We start from the raw sequence: 16,418 nt of genomic DNA, 5'->3' as shown, positions 1-16,418 counted from the left end.
ATGAAGTTACGTCCCGTTTCACTCGCCATCCTCCTGCTGGCCGCCAGCCTGGCGCAAACGGCGCAGGCGCAGGAACGCCGTTCCTACATCGTGCAGCTGGTCGACAAGCCGGCCGCCACCTACACGGGCCAGGTTGACGGCCTGGCCGCCACCAAGCCGGCCCCGGGCGCGCGCATCAATGTGGGCGCCGCCGACGTGCAGGCCTATTTGAGCTACCTCGACAGCAAGCAGGCCGCCGTGGCCGGCACCGTCAGCGCGGCAGAAATCACGCACCAGTACAGCGTCGTCTTCAACGGTTTTTCCGCCTTGCTGACGGACGATGAAGTGCGGGCCCTGAAGAAAAACAGCGGCGTGGCCAGCATCAGCGCCGACTCCATCCTGCAGCTCGACACCACCTACACGCCCAGCTTCCTGGGCCTGGACAAGCCGGGCGGCCTGTGGGAGCAGCTGGGCGGCAAGGCGCACGCGGGCGAAGACATCGTCATCGGCATCGTCGACAGCGGCATCTGGCCCGAGAACACGGCCTTTGCCGACCGCCTTGACGAGAACGGCGTGCCCAGCCACAGCGGCAGCAATGTCGTGTACGGCGCGCCGCCGGCCAGCTGGCAAGGCACGTGCCAGACGGGCGAGGGATTCTCCGCCGAGAATTGCAACAACAAGCTGATCGGCGCGCGCTACTACCGCGCTTCCACGGCGGCGCTGCACTGGACGGAATTCCTGTCGCCGCGCGATTCCGTCGCCGGCCTGACGGGCCACGGCGGCCATGGCACGCACACGGCCTCCACGGCCGGCGGCAACAATGGCGCCATCGCCACCTCGAACGGTGTGTCGCTGGGCAAGGCCTCGGGCATGGCGCCGCGCGCCCGTATCGCCGCCTATAAAGTCTGCTGGACGGCCGCGTCGACTGGCCGCAACGGCTGCGCCACGGCCGACAGCGTGGCCGCCATCGACCAGGCGGTCAAGGATGGCGTCAACGTCATTAACTTCTCCATCGGCCCGAACGCGGGCGGCGGCGCCTTCGACGAACCGACGGAAGTCGCCTTCCTTGGCGCGGCGGCGGCCGGCGTGTTTGTCGCCACCTCAGGCGGCAATTCCGGTCCATCCACGCCCGCGCCCGACGTGCCGGCGCCCGTCTCGCACATCAGCCCCTGGCTGGCAACGGTGGCCAATTCCACCCACAACCGCCTGTACGCGGGCAACGTCATCCTCAGCAACGGCAGCAAGCTGGAAGGCGCATCGAGCAACGCGAAGACGCCGGCGCTGCCGCTGATCCGCTCGCGCGACGCGGGCCTGGCCGGCGTGCCGCCGACGGACGTCAATCTGCTGCGCTGCTTCGGCGCGGCCGATGCCGCACCGGCTTATCTGGACCCGGCGAAAGTGGCGGGCAAGATACTCGTGTGCGACCGCGGCGGCAATGTGCTGGTCAACAAGAGCGCGAATGCCAAGACGGCGGGCGCGGCGGGCGTGGTCATCGCCAACGTGGTCGGCGGCGCCAATACCATCATCAATCAGGCGCACGTGCTGTCGACGGTGCACCTGGCGCAGGCGCAGGGCGACGCGCTGAAGGCTTTCATGGCGGCCAATCCGGACGGCACGGCGGCATTGGGCGAAATCCACACCATCGCCGACACCACGGTGCAGGCGCCGATCGTCAGCGACCGCTCCTCGCGCGGGCCGAACGTGGCCAACGCGAACATCCTGAAACCCGACCTGTCGGCGCCCGGCACCAACATCCTGGCCGGCGTGACGGCCGACCTGACGCCGGCGCAGCGCGATGCCGTGGCCGCCGGTGGTGTGGCGCCAGCAGCGGAGTGGGATTTCTATTCCGGCACCTCGATGGCCAGTCCGCACGTGGCCGGCGTGGCGGCGCTGCTCAAGCAGCAGCATCCGAGCTGGTCGCCCGCGGCCATCAAGTCGGCGCTGATGACGACGGCGTTCAGCACGTATCCCGATGGCTTGAACGGTTCCGTGTCGTGGGATGCCACGGCGAAGAACTCGGGCCAGTTGCCGTGGGGCCAGGGTGCCGGCCACATCGCGCCGAACGGCGCCGCCGATCCCGGGCTCGTGTACGACGTGTCGGAAATCGACTATGCGCGTTTCCTGTGCGGCCTGAACCTGAAGGTCTACAGTCCCGCCACCTGCCAGGCCGTCGGCACCATTCCCGCCTACAACCTGAATCTGGCGTCGCTGACGGCGGCCAACGTACTGGGCACGCAAGTGCTGACGCGCACGGTGACCAACGTGGGTGCCAGCAGCGCCGTCTACAACGTCTCGGCCAGCCTGCCCGGCTACACGGTGGCGGTGACGCCAACGAGCCTGAGCCTGGCGCCGGGCGCCAAGGCGCAGTACCAGGTCAAGCTGACGCGCACCACGGCGCCGGCCAATACCTGGACCTACGGCGCCCTGAGCTGGACGGATGGCACGCATACGGTGCGCAGCCCGCTGACGGCGCGCGGCACCTCGCTGGCCGCCATTCCGCTGGTCAGCAGCGAAGCGGCCACGGGCAGCAAGGTGCTGACCCTGGGCACGGGCTTCTCGGGGGCGCTGGTCGGCGTCAAGTCGGGTCTCGTCGAAGCCGTGCGCCAGACGCGCACGATCGGCCAGGCGACGACGGGCGCTGCCGCATCGGCTGCCTGCAAGGCGGGCGGCGCCACGGGTGTGAACGTGCACAACGTGGTGATCCCGGCCGGCACCCTGGCGGCGCGCTTTGCCACCTACGACGCGGAAACGACGGGCGGCGCGAATACCGACATGGACATGGAGGTCTACAACGCCGCCAATGTACTGGTCGGCAGCAGCGGCAATGAAAGTTCCAATGAGCAGGTGGAACTGCGCCTGCCGGCCGCCGGCACGTACAAGGTGTGCGTGATCGGCTTTGCGCCGCAAAACGGCCAGGCCGACTACACCCTGTCGTCGTGGGTGCTGGCGCCGGGCTTGAACAACGGCAACTTCAAGGCGCTGATGCCGGGCACGGCCTACACGGGCGGCACGGCGACGGTCTCCCTGAGCTGGTCCAACCTGGCCGAAGGCAAGCGTCACCTGGGCGCCGTCGGCTACCAGGTCGCTGGCGTGGTGCAGGGCGTCACGGTGGTCGAGGTCAATACCAACGATCCCGTGCCGCTGTTCCAGAACGCGCGCGCCGCCAGGCCGGTGCTGGCTGAATAAACCGTTCTTTTCGTGAACGCAAGGCGTGCCTCCTGGCACGCCTTTTTTTTATGCACGCCCCCGTTCGGGAGGAATAGCACTTGCATGGCGGTAACGCCCCCGGTATCTTGTCGGATAGCCATGGCTTTGTGCCCTGGCATTCTTGGGGAGTCGCGCGTGACCAGTTTCCGCACCAATACCGACCGCCTGCTGGAAGTGCGCCTGCAGGATGAAAAAGTGCTGGCGATTGCCGGCGCGATGGTCGCCTATACGGGCAGCATCAAATTTGAAAAATCCCTGCTGGGCGGCGAGGGCCTCTTCGGCGCGCTCAAGCGCAAGGTGACGAACGAAGGCATGCAGGTGATGCAGGCCGCCGGCACGGGTACCGTGTTTTTCGCGCAGAACGCGGCCGAAATCACCGTCATGGCGCTGGCCGGCGAAAAGCTGACCATCGAAAGCAGCAGCCTGCTGGCCTACGACACGAGCCTGAAGACGGGCACCAGCTTTGCGGGCCTGCGCGGCGCCAGTTCCGGCCAGGGCCTGTTTTCCACCACCGTCGAAGGCCACGGCAACCTGGCCGTCATTTCGCGCGGCAACCTGATCATGCTGGAAGTGACGCCGGCGCACCCGCTGCGCGTGGACCCGGACGCCTTCGTCGGCTTCAAGGGCGATATCCGCCAGGAATTCGTTTTTGATGTCAACTGGCGCACCATGATCGGCCAGAGCTCGGGCGAATCGTACCAGCACAAATTCACAGGCCAGGGCGTGGTGTTCATCCAGCCCGCCGAACGTTAAGTCAGCGAGGACCCGCGATGCCTGTCTATCAGCAGATCAATGAAAAGATGCTCGAGGTTAAACTCGGCAATGAAGAAGTGTTCGCCCGCAAGGGCGCCATGGTGTCCTACCAGGGCGACGTGGCGTTCAGCCGCTCCTTCCTGGCCGGCCAGGGCGTGCAAAGCCTGGCCATGCGCGCCGTCACGAACGAGGGCTATGCCCTGATGTCGGCGCGCGGCACGGGCAGCGTGTTTTACGCGCAGGGCGGCCTGTTCGTCACCATCGTGCCCGTGCGCGGCGAAACGTTCTATGTGGAAAGCGACTCCCTGCTGGCCTTCGATGCGCGCCTGACGGCCGGCACCATGTTCCTCGGCAACCAGGGCGGCGTGCAGGGCGTGGTGCGCGGCATGGCCTCGGGCCAGGGCTTGTTTACCACCACCTTGCAAGGCACGGGCGAAGTGGCGATTTTGTCCGACGGCAATGCCATCGGCTTGCCCGTCACGCCGGACGTGCCCGTCTTCGTCGACCCGCAAGCGTATATCGGCCACACGGGCCAGCTGAGCTCGACCATCGTCACGGACCTGAACTGGAAAACCTTTGTCGGCCAGGCGTCCGGCGAATCGTACCAGGTGAAATTTACGGGCCAGGGCACGGTCTACATCCAAGCGAGCGAAAGGTAAGCCATGACGATTTACAACCCCGATACCTTGCCGAAGAACGATAACCTGAACCGTTTTTCGTATGTCATCGACGTCAAGGAACAGATCTTCATTCGCAAGGGCAAGATGATCGCCTTTTATGGCGAGCTGCGCTTCGAAGCCATGGGCAGCAGCGTGCTCGACTTGATCGTGCGCAATGCCTTCAATGCACCGAAATACGTGCACCACTTTGTCGTGGCACAAGGCCAGGGCCAGTTGATCCTGGGCGACAACGGCAACGACCTGGCGTGCTACGACCTGGACAACGCCAACATGACCATCCGCGCGAAAAACCTGCTGGGGTTTACCAAGGACGTGATTTGCCAGGAATCGACCTTGCCCGGCTATCTGACCATGATAGGCACCGGTAAAGTGATCGCCTCGTCGAACGGCCCCGTGCATTTCCTCGAGTTGCCGTGCCGCGTGGACGAGCAGGCCGTGCTGGGCTGGGCCGATTGCCCCAGCCCCTCGTATCACTACGATTACGCCCACGTGCAGGGCTGGGCCTCGGCCGCCGGCGCGCTCACGGGTTTTACCCTGTCGGGCGAGGAAAAGCAGATCGACTTCACGGGTGCCGGCACGGTGCTGGTGCAGTCGTCCGAGCTGGACGTGACGGGCAGCTCGGCCCTGATGCAGCTGCTGGCGCAATTGCCGCTGCTGGGCAAGGAAGACCTCGGTACCTTGAGTCTTTCCGTGCAGCAGCAACTAAAACAGGAGCGTTAAGCTACTTGACGGTCGCCCAGCCGGGCGGCCGCTTTTCAAGGAAGGCGCTCACGCCTTCCTCCGCATCCTCTTCCATCATATTGCGCGCCATCACGTCGCCCGCGTACGCATACGCCTCGTCCAGCGGCAGCTGGCGCTGCCGGTAGAACATCTGCTTGCCGTAGCGGATGGCCGTCGGGCTTTTCGCCATGATCTGCTGCGCCAGGCGCGCCACGGCCTCGTCGAGCGCCGCGTCGGCTACCGTTTCATTGATCAGGCCCCAGTCGGCGGCCGTGTCGGCGTCGATGAAGCGGCCCGTCACCAGCATGTCGAAAGCCCGCTTGGGCGACACATTGCGCGACAGGGCGACGGACGGCGTGGCGCAAAACAGGCCCACGTTGATGCCGGACACGGCAAAGCGGGCGGACGCGCCCGCCACGGCCAGGTCGCAGCTGGCGACCAGCTGGCAGCCGGCCGCCGTGGCGATGCCATGCACGCGGGCGATCACGGGCACGGGCAAGGTTTGAATGGCTTGCATCACGCGCGAGCATTGCGCGAACAGGGTTTGATAGTAATCAAGCTGGCGCGTGGCCTGCATCTGGCGCAAATCGTGGCCCGCGCAAAACGCCTTGCCTTCGGCGGCCAGCACCACGCAGCGTACGTGCGGCTGCTGCGCGATGGCATCAAACGCTTCCTGCAGCGCGGCCAGCATGGCTTCCGACAAGGCATTGAATTGCAGGGGACGGTTCAGGCGCAGGGTGACGAGCCCACCCTCGTCCTCGCGCAGCACCAGCGGCGCATCGTTATCTTGTAAAGCGGTCATGCGGTCTCCAGTGGCCTGATGGCCTTGTTTTTATGGAAAAGCTTACTTGGCGGCATTCACGCTGCCGATGCCGGCGATCGACTTGTGCACGATCTTCGGCTTGCCGTAATACGTCAGTTCGCCCATGCCGCGCACCACGGCGTTCAGCTCGCCCGAGGAATACACTTTGACGGAGCCGATGCCCTCGAAATTGACGTCGACGTTTTTCGCCAGCAAGGCTTTCGTATCGACTTCGCCCACGCCCTGCGCCTTCAGGCGCAGCCAGTCGACCTGGCCATCGGCGGCCAGGCGGCCCGCGCCCTTGTAGCTGATGTCGACTCTTGGACCATTGAGCTTGGTCAAGATCTTCTCGCCCGCGCCTTCCGCGATCAGCTTGCGCAAGGTGGGCATGGTGATGATGATGCGCGGGTCGCCCTCGGTCTTCTTGATATCTTTATCCTTCATGGAAATTTTCAGCTCGCCATCGACCACTTCCGTGATGACGCCGCTGAGGAATTTCTGGTCGCCGCGCAGCAGCAGGCTTTGCTCCTTGCCCGATTCCACTTCCATGCTGATGGGGCCGCGAATATCGATGGCGTTGAAGGCGGCGACCGTGCGGGTTTGCTCGTCGGCATGCGCGACGGTAGCGAGGCAAGCGAAGGATAGGAGTGGCAACAGGAACAGAGGACGCATGGCGGTTTCCTTGAGTAGTTGATCAGTGTATTCTATGTTGCAACATCTCCAACGGGGAGAAATTTGCGATGAACGGCGCAAATCGCGGCGCGGATGACACGCCGCCATCGCCCAGCCGCGCGCCCGCAAAGGCGCCGTTGGTCTATGCTATGGCGTACCGCGTCCTGGAGAGCAGATGAAAAATTATCACAAAGAAGATTATCCCGTCGCCGATATCCGCCGCTTCCTCGAGCCTGGCCCGGTGGTGCTCGTCAGTTCAACGTGGCAGGGCGAAAGCGACGTCATGACCATGGCCTGGCATATGCTGATGGAATTTACGCCATCCTTGCTCGGCTGTTTTATTTCCGACGCGAACCACAGCTATGAAATGATTAAGCGCAGCATGGAGTGCGTGATCAACCTGCCCACGGCCGACATGGTCGATCAGGTGGTCGCTATCGGCAATTGCAGCGGCGAAGACACGGACAAGTTCACGGCCTTCGGCCTGACGCCGCAGCCGGCCGAGCTGGTGGGCGCGCCGCTGATCGCCGAGTGCTATGCCAACTTCGAATGCAAGCTGGCCCAGGTGGCGGGCAACCCGAAGGGCGGCTTCTTCATCTTCGAGTGCGTGAAAGCCCACGTGGCCACCTCGCCCAAGCTGCCCGAAACCCTGCACTACCGGGGCAACGGCGAGTTCATGGTGTCGGGCCGGACCATCAGCCGCAAGAGCCTGATGAAGCCCGAGATGTTGTAGTCGGATTAGCGCGGCAACGCCGCGCGTAATCCGACGACATTGTTGACGCTTGCGGTGGTGTCGGCTTACGCGCTTCGCGCTAAGCCGACCTACGGTTAAATCACCCCCTGCGCCAGCATCGCATCGGCCACTTTGACGAAGCCGGCGATATTCGCGCCATCGACGTAGCTGACCGTGCCGTCGGCGCGCGTGCCGTATTGCTTGCACGCGGCATGGATGCCTTGCATGATCTGCAGCAAACGCGCGTCGACTTCTTCGCGCGGCCAGGAAATGCGGGCCGCGTTCTGGCTCATTTCCAGGCCGGAAGTGGCCACGCCGCCCGCATTGCTGGCCTTCCCCGGCGCGTACAGCACGCCAGCCGCCTCGAAGGCCTTGGCCGCTTCGATGGTGGTGGGCATGTTGGCCCCTTCGGCCACGCATTGCACGCCATTGGCGATGAGCAGGCGCGCATCGTCGATATGCAATTCATTTTGCGTGGCGCAGGGCAGGGCGATGTCGACCGGCACATGCCATGGCGACACGCCCGCTTCGAAGCGCACGCCCGTGCGCGCGGCGTAATCGCTGACGCGGCCATACAAATGGTTCTTGACTTCCATCAGGATGGCCAGCTTTTCCGGCGTAAAACCGTCTTCGTCGATGACGGTGCCGCTCGAATCGGAGACGGTGATGACTTTCGCGCCCATGGCCATGGCTTTTTCCACCGCGTACTGCGCCACGTTGCCCGAGCCGGAAACGGACACGCGCATGCCTTCGAACGAGCGGCCCCGCGTCTTCAGCATTTCTTGCGCAAAATACACGGTGCCGTAGCCCGTCGCTTCCGGACGCATCAGCGAGCCGCCGAAGCTGGCGCCCTTGCCCGTAAACACGCAGTCGGCGCGGTTGCTGAGCTTTTTCATCATGCCGGCCATATAGCCCACTTCGCGCCCGCCCACGCCGATGTCGCCGGCCGGCACGTCCGTATCCGAACCCACGTGACGGAACAGTTCGCTGACAAACGCCTGGCAGAAGCGCATCACTTCGCCCGGGCTCTTGCCCTTCGGATCGAAATCGGCGCCGCCCTTGCCGCCGCCCATCGGTAACGTGGTCAGCGCATTCTTGAACGTCTGTTCGAAGGCAAGGAATTTCAGCACGGACAGGGTGACGGAAGGGTGGAAGCGGATGCCGCCCTTGTACGGCCCGATGGCCATGCTGTGCTGGATGCGGTAGCCGCGATTGACTTGCACCTGCCCATGGTCATCGACCCACGACACGCGGAACATCACCACGCGCTCCGGCTCGATCAAGCGTTCCAGCAAGCCTTGTTCCGCGTATTTCGGGTGCTGTTCCAGGAACGGCCACAAGCTCTCCATGACTTCGGTGACGGCTTGCAGAAACTCGGGCTGACCTGGATTGCGTGCGGCGACATGCTGGACATACTCGTGAGCAGATGCGTATTTCATCAGAATTCCATGGAGGTAATCGGTTATTTGGGCAACTATCATCGCAGATTTCGCACAAAAATGGTGCGGAAGTTTGGTTTTGAGGGGTTTCTGCTACATTATGGGGAGTTTTCAGGACACTGCGGCCGATGCGAGCAGTAAACGACAACGCCAGCCCGAAGGCTGGCGTTGTCGTGGCAAGTTTGGCTGCTCAAGCCGGGTGGGCATCACCCCGCCATGCTGCGCAGGATCAAGCCCGTGATGTAGGCGCCATAGGTGCCCAGCGCATAGCCGAGCACGGCCAGCAGGACGCCCACGGGCGCCAGGGCCGGGTGGAAGGCGCTGGCGATGACGGGGGCCGAGGCGGCGCCGCCGATGTTCGCCTGCGATCCGACGGCCATGAAGAACAGCGGCGCGCGGATCAGCTTGGCGACGAGCAGCATCAGGCCGCCATGCACGGCGATCCAGATCAGGCCCAGCAGGAACAGGAAAGGCTTGTCGAACAGGGCTTTCAAGTCCATGTGCATGCCGATGGTGGCCACCAGCACGTACAGCATGGCCGAGCCGATGGTCGAGGCGCCCGCGCCTTCCAGGCTGCGCGCCCGGGTAAAACTCAGCAGCAGGCCGAAGGTGGTGGCGAGCACGACGATCCAGAAGAAGTTCGACGTCAGGCTGTAATCCTGCAGGCGCCATTCTGCCGGCAGGGTGGTGATCCAGCTGATGATGGGGCCGGCCAGGAAATGCGACAGGCCCGTCACGCCCAGGCCCACGCCGAGGATGATCATGATGTCGGTCAGATTGGCGACGCGTGCATGCTGGGCCCGGTAGCTTTCGATGCTGTCCTTGAGCGCATTGATGGCCGTCAAGTCGGCACCGGTCCAGCGGTCGAAGGCGCCCGCGCGGCCGGCCAGGAACAGCAGCACGGCCGTCCAGACGTTGGCCACCAGCACGTCGACGGCGACGAACTGGCCGAATAGGGTGGCGTCCACTTCAAATACTTCCTTCATGGCCGCCTGGTTGGCGCCGCCGCCTATCCACGAACCGGCGACAGTCGTCATGCCGCGCCAGGTGTCGCCCGCCACCGTTTCCGGGTGGATCAAACGCAGCGCCTCGAACGAGACGAGGGCGCCCAGCATGACGCCGAGGGTGCCGGTCAAAAACATGATGATGGCCTTGGGGCCCAGGCGGATAATGCCGCCGAAATCGATGGCCACGCACAGCAGGACCAGGGCGCTGGGCAGCAGGTAGTCGCGCGCCACGGCGTACAGGCCGGAGGCGTTGCCGTCGATGATGCCGAAGGTATTGAGCAGCGCCGGGATCAGGTAGCACATCAGCAGCGACGGGATATAGGTATAAAACTTTTTCCAGAAGCCGTTGGCGCGCGAGGCGGTCCAGAAGACGCCCCCCAGGGTCATGGCGAGCAGGCCGAGGACGACGGCGTCATTGGTGATCAGGGCAGAGGTGGCAGGTGGCATCGGGGATTCCGGTGAACGTGTCAGGGATGCCCGGGATGCCGATCAGGCCCCCGGGCGCAGGGTGGCCGTATCGTATAGCAATGTTGAAGCCTAAACAAATTATTTAGGCGCTAGCAATCGAAACTTCTCTTGTCAAATCAAACACTTGCTGACTGGTTTGCCGATGCCGCCGCCAGACTGGCGGTTACAAATAGCGCGCCAGCAAGGCTTTATTTAGCGCCCCGTCGAGTTCGATGCGCACGAAGTGGCCGCTGCCGGGCGCCACCTGGATTTCGCTGCCGTCGTCGGCCAGCATGCGGGTAATGGTGAAGTCGCGGTTGCCGCCCGGATGCAGGGCTTCGATGCGGTCGCCCACGGCAAAGCGGTTTTTCACGTCCACCCTGGCCCAGCCATCCGTCACGTCCAGCACGTCGCCCACATATTGGCTGCGGTCCGCCTCGGACGCGCCGCGCATGTAGTTCTGGTGCGTCTGCGTGTGGTGGCGCTGGTAAAAACCGTCCGTGTAGCCGCGGTTGGCCAGGCCTTGCAGCTGGCCCAGCAGGCTGATATCGAAGGGGCGGCCCGCCACCGCGTCGTCGATGGCCTGGCGGTAGACTTGCGCCGTGCGCGCCGCGTAGTACAGCGACTTGGTGCGGCCTTCGACCTTCAGCGAATCGACGCCGATCTTGACCAGGCGCTCGATGTGTTCGACGGCGCGCAAGTCCTTCGAATTCATGATGTAGGTGCCGTGCTCGTCTTCGAGTATCGGCATCAGCTGGCCCGGCCGCTGCGCTTCTTCGATGAAGTAGGGCTGGTCGGCCAGCGGGTGGCGCGGCTGCTGGTGCAGGGCGGAAAAGGCATTGTTGTCCGCCTCGGCCAGCGCCTGATGAAATTCCAGCGGCACTACCTGCATGCCGCCCAGGTCGCCGCTGGCGTCTTCGGCGGCATTTTTCACCTTGTAATCCCAGCGGCAGGAATTCGTGCACGTGCCCTGGTTCGGGTCGCGGTGGTTGAAATAGCCGGACAGCAGGCAGCGGCCCGAATAGGCGATGCACAAGGCGCCATGGACGAACACTTCGAGTTCCATTTCCGGGCAGCGCTGGCGGATTTCCTCGATCTCGTCGAGCGACAGTTCGCGCGACAGGATCACGCGCGTCAATCCCATGCGGTGCCAGAACTTCACGTCGGCCCAGTTGACGGCATTCGCCTGCACCGATAAGTGCACGGGAATCTCCGGCCACTTGTCGCGCACCATCATGATCAGGCCCGGATCGGCCATGATCAGGGCGTCGGGGCGCATGGCGATCACCGGTTCCATGTCGCGCAAATACGTCTTCAGCTTGGCGTTGTGGGCGAAGATATTGCTGGCGACAAAGAATTGCTTGCCCCGCGCATGCGCGCCATCAATGCCCTCCTGCAAGGCTTGCAAGGTCGAAAAATCGTTATTGCGCACGCGCAAGCTGTAGCGCGGCTGGCCCGCGTAGACGGCGTCGGCGCCATAGTCGAAGGCGGCATGCATCTTGGCCAGGGAGCCGGCAGGCAGGAGGAGTTCGGGAGCGTGGCGCATGGGATGGGCAAAGCCGGCGATTGTAGGCGGGCTGGCGCCAGATTGCCTTGCCTTGGGTCAAGGGATTGACATCCGATGCCCGGAAACGTCAGACGTAAGGCGTGCCCGCCAACGCTGCCTTCAGGCCGACATGCCCCTGGTCCACCAGGGCCAGGAAGCGGGCCTTGGCCAGCTGCGCGTCGCCATGCCGCGCGAAGGCGCGGTGCGCTTCGATCAGGGCCGTGCTCCAGGTGGCCAGCAGCAGGCTGGCCGCCAGCCGGGCCTGGGGATCGTGCGCGTCGCGCCCCGTGCTGTCGGTCAGCGCCGTTGCCACCACTTGCGCCAACTCGTCGCGGATCGCCCGCGCCCGCGCTTTCAGGGTCTCGCTGGCCTCGATGGTGGCAATAAAACCCTGGCCGGCGGCGGAAAACGTGACGTAGGGACTGTCTTCGGCCACCAGGCGGTGCGCCAGCAGGCGCAGCGTTTCGACCGGGGGCACCATGGGATCGCGCTGGCGCAAGGCGGCGCGTAGCAGTTCGCGTCCCTCTTCCTCGCGGTCGAAGAACATGTCTTCCTTGCGGGGGAAGTGGTTGAACACCGTCATGCGTCCCACGCTGGCAGCCGCCGCGATCTCGTCCACCGTCACCTGCTCGAAGCCGCGCACGAAAAACAAACGCGTGGCGGCATTCGAGATGGTTTGCCGGGTGGCAAGGCGTTTGCGGGAGCGGAGGTCGGAAGGAATCGTCATGTTGCTGCGATCATACACGAAGTGTACTGAGTACAGATAAGGCTTGATGGTGCAGCCAGGCTGGGCGTACTATTTATGTACTGAGTACATATTTAGATTGAGTATATGAAAATAGCCATTCCGGCGACAGCGCTGCCTGTCATCTTTGCCACGGTCGTGCTCGATGCGATCGGCATCGGCCTGGTCTTCCCCATCCTGCCCGCGTTGCTGCGCGACGTCACGCATGCCGATAACGTGGCGGCGTACATCGGCATCATGACGGCCCTGTATGCGTTGATGCAGTTCATCTTTGCGCCCGTGCTGGGCGCGCTGAGCGACCGCCTGGGGCGGCGTCCCGTGCTGCTGCTCTCCTTGGCGGGCGCGGCCGTCAATTACCTGTTCCTGGCCTTCGCTCCCAGCCTGTGGATGCTGCTGCTGGGGCGTGCCATCGCAGGATTGACGAGCGCCAATGTGTCCGTGGCCACGGCCTACATCACCGATATTTCCCCGGAAGAAACGCGGGCGCGCCGCTTCGGCTTGCTCAACGCCATGTTCGGCGCCGGCTTCATCATCGGCCCCGTGCTCGGCGGTGCGCTCGGCGATTACGGGCTGCGTTTGCCGTTCATGGCGGCGGCGATCTTGAATGCCGGCAACTTGCTGCTGGCATTGCTTGCGCTACCCGAATCACGCATGCCCACGCGTGAAGCTATCGACCTGGCGGCATTGAATCCCCTGCGCCCGCTGCGCTGGGTTTTGTCTCAGAAAAGCTTGCTGCCGATCACTGCCATCTTCTTTACCTTCAGCGCGGCGGGCGAGGTGTATGGCGTGTGCTGGGCGCTGTGGGGCCACGATGCGTTCGAATGGAACGGGATGTGGATCGGCTTGTCGCTGGGCGCGTTTGGCGTGTGCCAGGCGCTGGCCCAGGCCTTCCTGCCCGGCCCGGCCGTGAAACTGCTGGGCGAGCGCGCCACCATCCTGGCGGGCGCGGCGTGCGCCTGCGTGGCCCTGGTCGTCATGGCCTTCGCCACCCGCAGCTGGATGATCTTCGCCATCATGCCCGTGTTCGCCCTGGGCGGCATCGGCGCGCCGGCCCTGCAGTCGTTGGCCACGCGGCAAGTTGCCGAGGAGCGGCAAGGCCAGTTTCAGGGCGTGCTGGCCTCGTCCGTGAGCCTGGCATCCGTGCTGTGCCCGCTGGTATTTTCCAGCATTTATTTTGGCGTCAGGGCGTACTGGCCCGGCGCCGTCTGGCTGTCGGTGATCGTCGTGTATGCGGCACTGGTGCCGCTCGTGCTGGGCTTGTCGTTGGCCTCGACCACGCCGGCGTCATCGCGGGGATAGGCGTCCGGCGTTTCGTGCGCTGCGGCGGGCGCAAAATCGTCGACCTGGATCAAGCCGTCGACCAGGCGCGCATATTCCAGCAAGCTATTGTGCTCCTGGCAGTTGACGTTGCCTGTGGCCTTGGCCGCTGCCAGCCACGGCTGCATGGCGGACAGGCTTTGCGGCAGGTGCCGCAGGGCCGCGCCTTCGGGCGTGTCCTTCAGGCGTTTTTCGATGTGCAAAACCTCGGGCAGCAGGGCCAGCGCCCGCTCGGCGCAGGCGACGGGATCGTTGCCCTCGCTGGCGACATGGCCGTCGGCCAGCAGGCGTTCGCGGTCCGCGCCCGGTGTTTGCAGGGCCAGCGCCACTTCGCTGCCCAGCTCGTCGGACGGCGGGCGGTGGGGCAGGCCGAACGGGAACAGCAAGGTGCGCAGCAGCACGGCCAGCACGCGCGCGGGGAAATTGTCGAGCACGCCCGTCAAGCCCTGTTGCGCCTTGACCAGCGCATCCTGCAGCGACCAGTGCACGTAGGGCAGGTCGGCCTCGGGCCGGCCATCGTCCTCGTAGCGCTTCAGCACTGAAGAAGCCAGGTACAGTTGCGCCAGCACGTCGCCCAATCTGGCGGACAGCCGCTCGCGGCGCTTGAGTTCGCCACCAAGCACGAACATCGACATATCCGTCATGACGGCAAACGCCGTCGACAGCCGCGTCAGGGCGCGGTAGTAGGGCGCCAGTGCCGGGGCGACGGCGTCGGGCACGGCCGCCAGGCGCGCGCCGCCCAGTCCGTACCACAAGGCCCTGGCCACGTTGCCCAGCACAAAGCCCACATGGCCGAAGAAGGCCGCGTCGAAATCGCGCAAGGCCTTGCGGCCGTCGCTTTCGTTGACGGCGGCCATTTCCCTCAGTACATACGGATGCGCGCGGATGGCGCCCTGGCCGAAGATGATCAGGCTGCGCGTGAGGATGTTGGCCCCTTCGACGGTGATCGCGATGGGGATTTGCTGGTAGGCGCTGGCGAGGAAATTGTTCGGGCCCACGCAGATACCCTTGCCGCCGAGAATGTCCATGCCGTCGTTGACGAGCGCGCGGCCCCGTTCCGTCACATGGTATTTGACGATGGCGGAAATGACGGCCGGCTTCTCGCCCAGGTCGACGGCATGCGCGGCCAGGGTGCGGGCCGCATCCATCAGGTACAGATTGGCGCCCATGCGGGCCAGCGCTTCCTGCACCCCTTCGAACTTGCCGATGGGCATGTTGAACTGGCGCCGCACGGCCGCATACGCGCCGGTGCCGCGCACGGCCATCTTGCCCATGCCCACGCTGGACGAGGGCAGAGAGATGGCGCGTCCCGCCGCCAGGCATTCCATCAGCATGCGCCATCCTTTGCCCACTTGTGCCTGGCCGCCGATGACCCAGTCGATAGGGATAAAGACATTGTTGCCGGACGTGGGGCCGTTCTGGAAGGCGGCGTTCAAGGGATGGTGGCGGCGGCCGATCACCACGCCGTCGTGGCTGGCGGGGATCAGGGCGCAGGTGATGCCGGGCGTATCGTTGTCGGAGAGCAAGTGGTCGGGATCGCTGGTCTGGAAAGCCAGCCCCAGCAAGGTCGCCACGGGCGCCAGGGTGATGTAGCGCTTGTTCCACGTGAGGCGGAAACCCAGGGTGGGGCGACCTTCATGCATGCCCATGCACACGACGCCCAGGTCGGGGATGGCGGCCGCGTCGGAGCCCGCATACGGGCTGGTCAGCGCGAAACACGGGATCTCAGTGCCGGCAGCCAATCGCGGCAAGTAATGGTTTTTCTGTTCCTCGGTGCCGTAGTGCAACAACAACTCGGCCGGTCCCAGCGAATTGGGCACCATCACGGTCACGGCCAGCGCCGAGCAGCGGCTCGACAGTTTCATCACCACCTGCGAATGCATGTAGGCGGAGAACTGTTTGCCGCCGTATTGCTTGGGAATGATCATGCCGAGGAAACCCTGGCTTTTCATGTAGGCCCAGGCTTGCGGTGGCAAATCCTGCGCCTGTTGGGTTTCCCAGTCGTCGACCAGTTCGCACAAGCGCTCGACGTCATGGTCAAGAAAATGGCGCTCTTCGGCGCTGAGCGTGGCGCGGCCATAGCCCAGCAATTTTTTCCAGTCGGGCCGGCCGGAAAACAGCTCGGCATCCCACCACGTGGTGCCCGCTTCGAGCGCGTCGCGTTCCGTGTCGGACATCGTCGGCAGGATGCGTTTGAACAGGGCCAGCAGGTGCGGGGTAATCAGTGCGCGGCGCACGGGGCCGGGCGCGAACAGTACAACCAGGCCCAGCAGGGCCACCATCAGTATGAGCGTCAGCATGCGATATCTCCCTGTGTCATGACAACAGGGTAGGCCGATGCGGCCGATGTGACTGTGCGGTACAGCGCATA

At 64.5% G+C, this 16,418-nt stretch carries 12 protein-coding genes and 1 pseudogene; 6 read left to right on the top strand and 7 right to left on the bottom strand.

Going from position 1 to position 16,418, the window contains the following annotated elements; genetic code table 11:
* The 4 genes from AC1RBA_RS11245 to AC1RBA_RS11230 all read left to right on the top strand — a co-directional run bounded on the left by AC1RBA_RS11245 (nt 1) and on the right by AC1RBA_RS11230 (nt 5,339).
* Entirely contained in the window at nt 1–3,165 is a 3,165-nt protein-coding gene (locus tag AC1RBA_RS11245; protein ID WP_492418201.1) for a S8 family serine peptidase, read from the top strand.
* A gap of 156 nt (nt 3,166–3,321) precedes the next feature.
* Nucleotides 3,322–3,939 carry an AIM24 family protein gene (locus AC1RBA_RS11240; RefSeq protein WP_070217680.1) on the top strand — a complete coding sequence of 206 codons (618 nt, stop codon included), beginning with the start codon at nt 3,322–3,324 and terminating at the stop codon, nt 3,937–3,939.
* A 17-nt stretch (nt 3,940–3,956) separates the two neighbouring features.
* Complete coding sequence (locus AC1RBA_RS11235) at nt 3,957–4,598, top strand: AIM24 family protein (RefSeq protein ID WP_034784288.1); 642 nt, start codon at nt 3,957–3,959, stop codon at nt 4,596–4,598.
* A 3-nt stretch (nt 4,599–4,601) separates the two neighbouring features.
* Nucleotides 4,602–5,339 (top strand): AIM24 family protein, encoded by a 738-nt coding sequence (locus tag AC1RBA_RS11230; protein ID WP_070217678.1) that lies wholly within the window; start codon nt 4,602–4,604, stop codon nt 5,337–5,339.
* 1 nt (nt 5,340) lies between these two features.
* On the opposite strand, the gene AC1RBA_RS11225 is transcribed toward AC1RBA_RS11230, so the two are convergent.
* Together AC1RBA_RS11225 and AC1RBA_RS11220 are read right to left on the bottom strand one after the other, a co-directional pair.
* Nucleotides 5,341–6,141, bottom strand: a complete 801-nt coding sequence (locus AC1RBA_RS11225) for an enoyl-CoA hydratase (protein ID WP_070217674.1) — start codon at nt 6,139–6,141, stop codon at nt 5,341–5,343.
* A gap of 42 nt (nt 6,142–6,183) precedes the next feature.
* On the bottom strand, nt 6,184–6,813 hold the full coding sequence (locus tag AC1RBA_RS11220) for a head GIN domain-containing protein (protein WP_070217672.1): 630 nt from the start codon (nt 6,811–6,813) through the stop codon (nt 6,184–6,186).
* Nucleotides 6,814–6,988: 175 nt separating this feature from the next.
* Here AC1RBA_RS11220 and AC1RBA_RS11215 point away from each other — a divergent pair, with 175 nt between their 5' ends.
* Nucleotides 6,989–7,546: a flavin reductase family protein gene (locus AC1RBA_RS11215; RefSeq protein WP_070217670.1), complete on the top strand. Its 558-nt coding sequence runs from the start codon at nt 6,989–6,991 to the stop codon at nt 7,544–7,546.
* A 95-nt stretch (nt 7,547–7,641) separates the two neighbouring features.
* Here the strand turns inward: AC1RBA_RS11215 and gdhA are convergent, their stop codons facing one another.
* The 4 genes from gdhA to AC1RBA_RS11195 all read right to left on the bottom strand — a co-directional run bounded on the left by gdhA (nt 7,642) and on the right by AC1RBA_RS11195 (nt 12,712).
* The gene (gene gdhA, locus AC1RBA_RS11210; protein WP_492418198.1) at nt 7,642–8,985 is read right to left on the bottom strand and encodes an NADP-specific glutamate dehydrogenase; all 1,344 of its coding nucleotides are present in this window, start codon (nt 8,983–8,985) and stop codon (nt 7,642–7,644) included.
* A 206-nt stretch (nt 8,986–9,191) separates the two neighbouring features.
* Complete coding sequence (locus tag AC1RBA_RS11205) at nt 9,192–10,439, bottom strand: DUF819 family protein (RefSeq protein WP_070292436.1); 1,248 nt, start codon at nt 10,437–10,439, stop codon at nt 9,192–9,194.
* 184 nt (nt 10,440–10,623) lie between these two features.
* Nucleotides 10,624–11,985, bottom strand: coding sequence for a prephenate-dependent tRNA uridine(34) hydroxylase TrhP (gene trhP, locus AC1RBA_RS11200; RefSeq protein ID WP_230506785.1), 1,362 nt, complete (start codon nt 11,983–11,985; stop codon nt 10,624–10,626).
* Nucleotides 11,986–12,073: 88 nt separating this feature from the next.
* On the bottom strand, nt 12,074–12,712 hold the full coding sequence (locus AC1RBA_RS11195) for a TetR/AcrR family transcriptional regulator (RefSeq protein ID WP_492418196.1): 639 nt from the start codon (nt 12,710–12,712) through the stop codon (nt 12,074–12,076).
* 105 nt (nt 12,713–12,817) lie between these two features.
* Here AC1RBA_RS11195 and AC1RBA_RS11190 point away from each other — a divergent pair.
* Nucleotides 12,818–13,924: pseudogene (locus tag AC1RBA_RS11190) on the top strand (TCR/Tet family MFS transporter); the annotation flags it as partial.
* On the opposite strand, the gene AC1RBA_RS11185 reads toward AC1RBA_RS11190, so the two are convergent.
* Nucleotides 13,900–16,347: an acyl-CoA dehydrogenase gene (locus tag AC1RBA_RS11185; RefSeq protein WP_492418194.1), complete on the bottom strand. Its 2,448-nt coding sequence runs from the start codon at nt 16,345–16,347 to the stop codon at nt 13,900–13,902. The pseudogene AC1RBA_RS11190 and the gene AC1RBA_RS11185 sit on opposite strands and share 25 nt — an antisense overlap.
* Between the last annotated feature and the right edge of the window lie 71 nt (nt 16,348–16,418).

It is taken from the genome of Janthinobacterium sp. GW823-FHT03B06 (assembly GCF_058796955.1).
The sequence above is the reverse complement of the archived record's forward strand: the minus strand, read 5'-3'. Positions and strand labels throughout refer to the sequence as shown.